The sequence below is a fragment of the Okeania sp. SIO2F4 genome (assembly GCF_010672385.1).
Lineage (GTDB): Bacteria > Cyanobacteriota > Cyanobacteriia > Cyanobacteriales > Microcoleaceae > Trichodesmium.
This window is the reverse complement of record NZ_JAAHGT010000378.1, coordinates 1-8,645: the sequence shown is the minus strand read 5'-3', so window position 1 is coordinate 8,645 and position 8,645 is coordinate 1. Positions and strand designations below refer to the sequence as shown.

The window sequence follows — 8,645 nt, the reverse complement described above, 5'->3', positions numbered from 1 at the left end:
CCTCTGTGGAAAGCTGGTTGATTTTCATAAACCTCTTAAGGATTTGAATAGGGCTGGCTGATTAACCTTCAAAGCCAATATTAGATTTAAAAAAGGTGCAAGGTTTTCGGTCTAGGGAGCTAAAAAAGTTAGAATGAGTGAGTTACTAACGATAGAAAAATAAAGGGATATTTCTGCTTTCTAATTCCTCTAAGTTCTGAATTCGCGCATTCTGAATTCTACCATCAACCATAAGACTTTTTCAGCAAACCCTAAATATTATAACCAACTACTGGCAAAGCTAGGTCAGCTTCACTAATGTGAGGCTTCCTATCTCAACTGCTGATATACTAATAGATAATAAGTATACGCCGTGTGCAACTTTTTCCAACCGACGAAATTTAGGGAGTTGTGAGAACCAGACTTTCCGCTCTTGACTCAGAAACGCTGATTATTCCCTAGAAAGTTGCACATCGCCTAAGTATTATTTGGGAAAAAGGAAAAAGATAGTTACGCGAGGGGGTTAGTAACTATAATAGGACTTACGCACCAGACCACATATATAGCGTTAAAAACTATAACGTTATAGTTTTTGAACTCTATAAGTAGTTGTGCAAAATAAATTTCCTAGTTGAGAGAGGGAACACTTAACTGGGAACAGGAAGTCCACAGGATGTGTAATTAATTTTGCATAGGAACTTATATAGTATATTTGCGTAAATCCTGTGTAAATTATACAGCTTGAAACTAATTATTGTTAATAAATGGTTTCCTATCTCTAAAACTTATTCTAAGTGTGGAAATTTTAAAGAGTCTCTGTCTTTATCAGAGCGTATATTCAATTGCTCTAAGTGTGGTTTTAGTTGTGATAGATACTTAAATGGCACGAGAGAATCTAGCTCAGGTGGTCAGTAAGAGCTACGCTCCGAAATGCGCGTTTCGCGCCAGCGTTGCGAAGCAAACGACCGTGACAGCTTGTGGACTGGTGAGTGCCGACTGCCAGAGTGAAGCAGCAATAGAACATATAATACATATAATAGATTTCTATGGATTTTAGGTTTCTAAGAACGGTAGGCTACCAAACCCATACAGGTCATTTCAGTTATCAGTTATCAGTACCGACCACTAAAGTCTCTGGCTTGAAATACGTGTGGTGAATATTTTTTTCATCCCCTTAAAAGGGGAGGCTTTAAACCTTATTTTTTTGTAAAAGTTCCTATGTCTTAGGTAAAGCTTAATTTTGCCAGTATACTGAATCAAGTTTCCCAGATTCTCAAATCCTAGCTCATTACTTTTAATATTATTTCATCAATATTGATCCAAAAACTAGAATTGAGAATTGTTCATTGAACATTAGACTGATTGAAAAAATATTTTGTGGTACAGTTTGAAGTTACTTTCAAGAGTTTGTCCTATGCTTAGGACTTCTTAAATTTGAACCCATTTAGTATTTTTCCTTTTACTCACTTTGATTAGTGTCAAAATATTTGATTGATTTCATGCCCCAGATTGTCCTAGTCTATCCACAAATTCCACCAAATACAGGTAATGTTGCTCGTACTTGTGCTGCTACCGATACAGAACTACATCTAGTAGGACCTTTGGGTTTTGAAATTAGCGATCGCTATTTAAAAAGGGCTGGTTTAGACTACTGGCCTTATGTAAAATTAAATTATCATCATAACCTCGAAGATTTTAAAATCTCTCATCAGAAACGAGGTGGAAGATTGATTGGCTTCAGTAAAAAGGGAAGATTTAATTATACCAAATTTCAATATCAAACTAATGATTGGCTATTGTTTGGTTCCGAAACTAATGGACTACCACAAGATATCCTGGAGTATTGTACTGCAACTCTCTACATACCAATGACACAGCCAAAGGTTCGTAGTTTAAATCTTTCTGTTAGTGCTGCCTTGGGTTTGTTTGAAGCTAGGCGTCAATTAGGTTATCTGAGTTAGAATCATCATTTTATTACTCAAAGATTAAAATCTCAGGTTAATACTTAAAGTTATCTTGAAATAATTTCTTAATGGTATTGAGTTGAACTCCATTTTTAAACATTAGGACTTATACAAAGAAACTAGGTTATTACGATAAATTCTTGATTTTATAGCACTACGCATTAAGGCTCTTGACATTTCTAAACCCTGAAACCTTTTAACCGTTTACTATTCCCTCCATACCTATTCCCTATTCCCGATTCAAGTAGCGCTATAACAATAAACATATAGGAAAAAAACGGGTTTCTGAGTTTGGTATGCGTAAGTTTTAAATATTTTTAGTTGATTGTGCAATCTCGCAATTTATCCCTGAGTATTGGAGTATTGAATGTTCTTTCAAACTGAGGAAATACTGACACAAATAGAAAGAAAAAAACTTATATATAACTGAGGGAATACTCTAGGCAAGATAAAGTATGGCTTGTAATAATTCAACTAAGTAGATAAGTAGGGCTGGCTGATTGAATCTCAAAGCATTGACAGATAGAGACAAGTGCTTTTTTGGAGCGAAAAAAGTGTAAACTTTTCGGTCGCTCAAGCTCAAAATGCTGACTTTTTGAGGAGACAAGGGCGGAAAAATCACTCTGACAATTCTTCCTCCTACCTCCTCTATAATTCCCCGTTCCTCCTGACTCGGTCAGACTGAGTTCTGACTCCTACCCGAACCCATGCATACTTTTTCAGCAAACCCTAAGTAGAGATGAGATGGATTGTTTGAGGTATTTTTATACTTAGCATCAAAAGACTAGGAAAAAATCTAAGAGTATTTCTATCTTGCTGGAGATAAAAAGTGTGAAGCTTTTGCCCCTGATACCTGTTGTCTAATGAATTCTGCGGATATTTTCGACACAACTATGGTAATGACTGCTATACAAACTTTAGTCTATACCCATAAGAAATTTCTATCACTGTATCAATTGCCAAGGAAAACAAGTTGTTGTATACCAAAATTTAGATTATATTTCCTCCTGAAATTCTCCTCTGAATCTAGAGGGTATTTAGTACGGGACTAAACAAAACAAAAATAGAAAAATCCAACTGGACTAATTGCTAATTGAAAACAGGACAATAACAAACTAGGGGCAATAAAATATATTGCTCTATAGTTTTTAGTTTGTCAAAAGTTAATTATTTTCTTTGGTTTTGGTCATGAAATCAAAATTAAGTTAAAATTATTCTTGCTTTTTTTATCAAAGCAAGATAACCTAGCCTAAGCCTGATGATTGAAAGTGATCTGGATCTATAAACTAAGTGACCTAGATCGTTGACAAAAAAATTCAGGACAGTTAAACGCTTGTCAATAGGAGGTCGTTCTGTGAAACGAACATTTCCAAATAAAAGTAAGTCTGTTGCTAAATGTGAACTTCACACAGAAGCAAATTTTGAACAGACCAAACAAATAAATGTAGGTAGTGGCAAGGCTTGTTCATCTGCTGCGATGATTGGACTTGCTGCTATTTCAACTACAATGGGTGCATCAGGCATTCTCTTCCCTGGGGAAGGCGATCGTGCAGTAGCAGCAGAACTCCCTAAAGTAGATACAAATCAACAATATTCTTCTGTAGTAAGAATTCCAGAACTAAATGTTACTGGGGTTAATAGACACAAAGGTCTACTACTGCAAAAATTGACCCAAGATTATGTAGAGACTGAAGGAAAAAGTGATTCTAAAGTAGGGGTAACTAAACCTGAAACTCTTCTGCCATCAACAGAAAAATCAGGATATCAATCCTTTTTTCCTGTAGAAATTAAACAGAAAAACCTGAATCAAGGACAAACCAATGAGTTGCCTCCTTTAGGCTCCCTAAGCAAAGTAAAAGTTAAGAAACCTATCAGTAGTAATGGCCAGCTAGTTGAACAGTTAAACACAGGAATTAACCCTGTTCAAAAACAAAAAAACCGCCCGGCAAAAAGTTCGGTGGATTGGAGGTATGAGGAGTCTGTTTCTGAGTCTGTAGGAAAGCCTTTTGATTCATCAAAAAAGAAATTCCTAGAAAATGTATATCAGAAATCAGAAAATTTGGTTGTTGCAGAACCACGGCTACAAATAGCTACCCCTGAAATAGATAATAATTCTGTTGCTGAACAAGTAAATGATGGTGAAGGAGATATTTCTCAAGAGTCAATCAAGACTAAACAAACAAAAGTAGAAGGGGCAGTAGTTATTGATTCAGAGATGACATCTACACCAGTTTCATTGGTGTACAAAGTACGTGTTGGGGACACACTGAGTTTAATTGCTGGTCAGCACAATGTATCTGTAGGAGCATTGGCTAAAATTAATCAAATTAAAGATCCAGACGTAATTGAAGTTGCAAAATTACTAAAAATTCCTCAGCAACCATCTTCTTCTACTTCTACAACAAGCCATTATAGTAACCTAGAATCATATTCTTTTGGACAACAAGAATTGAGTCAACCTTCTCTGGAAACTACAAACAATCAACCTGATTTTCCAGAAGCCAAGATACCTATTATAAAATCTGATTATTCATCATATAGTAGACCTAATGTTACTGCACCTAAAGTTTCAACAACGGGCAGTTTAGAGCTTATTTCTTGGTCTGAAGATACAGACCATAAAGAGTACCAAATAAATCACAAATCAAAAGAATTTATAACTTCAACACAGTCCATTGCTACAGACACCCCTAAAACTCCCTTAATTAATGGCAAAGTATGGCCTACTCATCTAGAATCAAAGGTATCCAGGCCAAATTCTGCTGTAGAGTTAGAAAATCAAGTCCATTTTAGTAATAACCAACCTGTTCAACCATTGCCAGTGGACAGAGATACTAAAGATAGTGAATCAGTACCAGTAGCTCAAACGGATAATCAAGAAAATCCTTATGCCAATCGTTTAAGGTCAGAAATTACTAGGCTACGACAGGAATATAATGCTCAAAAAGATTTTGAAGAATCTCAGCTTACTCATTCAGAATCAACAACTATTCCAGTACCTGAACCACTATCTTCAGAAAATCACCTATCTATTAATCATCAAATTCCTACAGACAACAATAATAGATACTTACAGCCAACTTATCAGGAAGAAATTAGCAGATCCCAAACCAGACAATGGTCTGAAGAGATAGGAACTAATAGACCGCAAAGGAGAAATCCTGCTACAGTTGTCAAAGAACTACCTGTAGCAGGTCAGATTAGTGAATCTCAAGAGTCATCGTTCATGGCAGCAGCACCGATAGGAAGTAATGCTGATGAGATTCTAAATAACCCTTCAATCGGAAAAATGGTTTCTCCAGATTTACCACCTTTAGGTCAAGCTGATACCTATTTACCTGGTGGATCAATGCAATTTACTGGGTATGGCTGGCCTGCGAGAGGGGTTCTGACATCAGGTTATGGTTGGCGATGGGGAAGAATGCACAGGGGTATTGATATAGCAGCACCGACTGGGACACCAATTGTTGCAGCAGCTCCTGGTATTGTTACTTATGCTGATTGGAATAGTGGTGGTTACGGTAATCTGGTAGAAATTCAGCACCCCAATGGTAGTCTGACAGTTTATGCTCATAACAGCCAAATTTTGGTTAGAGAAGGTCAAAAAGTTTCTCAGGGTGAGCTGATTGCTAAAATGGGTAGCACCGGACGTAGCACTGGACCACATTTACACTTTGAAATCCATCCGAAGGGCAACGGAGCAGTCAACCCAATGGCTTATCTGCCTTCTGGAATGGCTTATAATTAGATAATCTGAATCATTCCCATTTCCAGTCATAGAAATGGGAATTGACATACAAACAAAGTTTGGGCTTGAGTTTAATCTAGTCTTTGACATACTCTCCGCCGTGAACAGACGGAAATTTTCCAACTCCACTAAAACCAAATATCTTCCGATATTTAGTCCAGAGATGGTTCTCGGAGCAAGCTTTTGCTCTATTCCAAGATCCTGTGGACTTATGCCCTACGGTACAGTTCAAACCTTAAAAAAAACTTTGGTTCTCTGGTACTTAGTGCTAGTTTGCTAGGATTAGTAGCTAGGTTTTTAGAGTGGTTGAATACTTTTAGCACTTATATCAGCATAGGACAAAGACCCCCTAAAAGGTGGAGGTTTTAAATCCAATTTTTCGGTAAGAAAAAAAAATTAAACACTTGACGAAACCATGGCAGACTATGCTATTATTATAAATGGCTAAAAAATTAGGCTCAGTAGCTCAGAGGTTAGAGCAGGGGACTCATAAGCCCAAGGTCGCAGGTTCAAATCCCGCCTGAGCCATTTTTATTAATTATTATATTTGACTTGACTACTCCCGCGGCTAAAGTGAAGGAGATTAATTTTAGGGATTTGGTTTCCAAAATCCTACTGCGCAACGGGATAAATCCTAATTGCTCCTAATTGCGGCTTCTATTCTTAGCTGACAAAAAAAATGGGATTCAAGCATCGCCCTAAAACGGCCTACTTTCTGATATATTTATAGTGGTTGAAATTACCACCTAACTCGGCAGTCGATCTACACAAACTTCTCTTTGTTCTTTTTTCTGAAGGTTTCCACTCATTGGGTTTTTCACCATCAGTAGGTATTGAATTAGTATCCAAAAACAAAGCAATACTTGTATAAATTTCCTCAGTTTCTATAAATTAAGATGCCATATTCTTCACATAATTTATCTGTTCTATCTTTGATTAGAGCTGTAGGAATTGGTAAAAATTATGAGTTCTTTTTCTGACCTAATTCTATTTCATTTTTATTTTTATTCTGCACAGTAATTCTGCTAAAATAGCCACTATAAAGCTAAAGTTTTTCCCTATCTATTTTTGCACTTGGCAGAAGGTTTGTGGGATTGATATGATTATTGTAGTGTATAGTGAACTTATGGCTATTTAAGAGATGGGGACTGTATTTTCATCATTCTATCATTCTGCTAGGACTAGCTAGTTATTGTAGGTAAAGTAGGGATTTATGGATCTAACACCAGAAAGTAAAATTCTATAGTAGCAAAACTTTGAGGGCAGCCTCCTTCAAAGAAAACTTAGATGATATTATGATTAAGACATTGAAAATTCAAACAGTTAACTGATTACTAATCAATACAATTGATTGGGTTAAATGCTGCAATAATCTAAGCTTGTTGATGGAGGTATTAGTAGTTCAAACTTGAATTTCCTACATCTGTTAAGCTCATAGCAAAGAATTTATCAATTTATTTTCAGAAGGAGAATTAAATCATGACAGACGAATACCTGCGTGTGGGCCAAGAGGCTCCGGATTTTACTGCTACAGCTGTAGTGGATCAGGAATTCGAGACAATTAAACTGTCTGATTATCGTGGTAAGGGTAAGTATGTAGTCTTATTCTTCTACCCCCTGGATTTCACTTTTGTTTGTCCAACAGAAATTACGGCCTTTAGCGATCGCTACAAAGAATTTGAGTCACTTAACACTGAAATTTTAGGAGTTTCAGTGGACAGTGAATTTTCACATCTTGCTTGGATTCAAACAGATCGTAAGTCTGGTGGTATTGGAGACCTTAATTATCCGCTATTATCTGATATTAAGAAAGAAATTAGTGCGGCCTACAATGTTTTAGATCCAGAGGCTGGTATTGCTCTGCGGGGATTATTTATTATTGATAGAGAAGGTATTATCCAGTATGCAACGATTAATAATCTGGCTTTTGGCCGCAATGTGGATGAAACACTCCGAACTTTGCAGGCTATTCAATATGTACAGGTTCACCCAGATGAAGTTTGCCCTGCGGGTTGGAAACCGGGGGATAAAACTATGAATCCCGATCCATTTAAGTCAAAAGAATTTTTTGCTGCTGTTGAATAAATTTTTTTAGGTAGTTTATAAACTACCTCATAATTTCGATCGAATATTCACTCCAACATTGTAGCTGAGATGATTGTACTCAAGTTGTTGGAGTTGTAAATATAAAAGATATTTCAAGAAATTAAGGTTTGAACTTTTTAGTTTTAATTAATTCTGATTATGCTAACTTCTTATGACTTTAGGGGTTTACTAAATCAACGTTTTTTGGAAAATTTATTACCTATTCCAGCTATTAATGGCTTGGAACATGGAAAAAGAACGCCAGATTTTGAATTACCAGATCTTACAAATGGTAAATTAGTTAGATTATCAAACTATTGGGGAGTAACTCCTGTTATAGTTGCCTTGACTCGTATCTTTACTGAAAAGCAGTATTGCCCATTTTGTTTCCCTCATATTTTGGCTTTAAATAATAATTATGAAAAGTTTTTAGAGCAGGGAGTAGAAGTATTGATGATTATTAGTACAGATGAGGAACAAAGTAAGATTGTTGTTAGGGATCTAGGTTTAAAGATGCCTTTACTTAGTGATTCTAGCTGTCAGGTGTTTAAAAATTACAAGGTTGGTCAAGCTTTAGGGGCACCTTTACCAGGGCAATTTGTATTAGATAAAGAGGGTAGACTTTGCTATAAACATTTGTTTTCTTTTCTAGATCATAATGCTAATGTTGAGGACTTGTTGGGTATTTTTAGATAATCATATTTTTGATCGAAGTAATCTTTAATGGCTCTCCTAGACTGGTTAAGAGCTGATTCATAAAGAGAATCTAAAGAAAGTTGCTCCTAGTCAAATGAGGTGTTATTGTTGAGTATAGTTGCTCCATATTATAACTAATGAGTCGTCTACCTGCGATCGCTAACCCTAAACGT

General features: G+C 36.2%; 5 protein-coding genes and 1 tRNA gene. All 6 read left to right on the top strand.

Going from position 1 to position 8,645, the window contains the following annotated elements:
• Window positions 1-699: 699 nt before the first annotated feature.
• The 6 genes from F6K22_RS42330 (at window position 700) to F6K22_RS22030 (ending at window position 8,472) form a co-directional block, all read left to right on the top strand.
• Window positions 700-894, top strand: coding sequence for a zinc ribbon domain-containing protein (locus F6K22_RS42330; RefSeq protein WP_363274125.1), 195 nt, complete (start codon window positions 700-702; stop codon window positions 892-894).
• 584 nt (window positions 895-1,478) lie between these two features.
• On the top strand, window positions 1,479-1,940 hold the full coding sequence (locus F6K22_RS22050) for a tRNA (cytidine(34)-2'-O)-methyltransferase (RefSeq protein ID WP_293102715.1): 462 nt from the start codon (window positions 1,479-1,481) through the stop codon (window positions 1,938-1,940).
• A 1,357-nt stretch (window positions 1,941-3,297) separates the two neighbouring features.
• A complete protein-coding gene (locus F6K22_RS22045; RefSeq protein ID WP_293102712.1) occupies window positions 3,298-5,691 on the top strand; it encodes a peptidoglycan DD-metalloendopeptidase family protein in 2,394 nt (797 codons plus the stop codon).
• 455 nt (window positions 5,692-6,146) lie between these two features.
• Window positions 6,147-6,219, top strand: a tRNA-Met gene (locus F6K22_RS22040).
• A gap of 951 nt (window positions 6,220-7,170) precedes the next feature.
• Entirely contained in the window at window positions 7,171-7,776 is a 606-nt protein-coding gene (locus tag F6K22_RS22035) for a peroxiredoxin (RefSeq protein ID WP_293102709.1), read from the top strand.
• 159 nt (window positions 7,777-7,935) lie between these two features.
• Window positions 7,936-8,472, top strand: coding sequence for a peroxiredoxin family protein (locus F6K22_RS22030; protein WP_293102707.1), 537 nt, complete (start codon window positions 7,936-7,938; stop codon window positions 8,470-8,472).
• The last annotated feature ends 173 nt before the right edge of the window (window positions 8,473-8,645 follow it).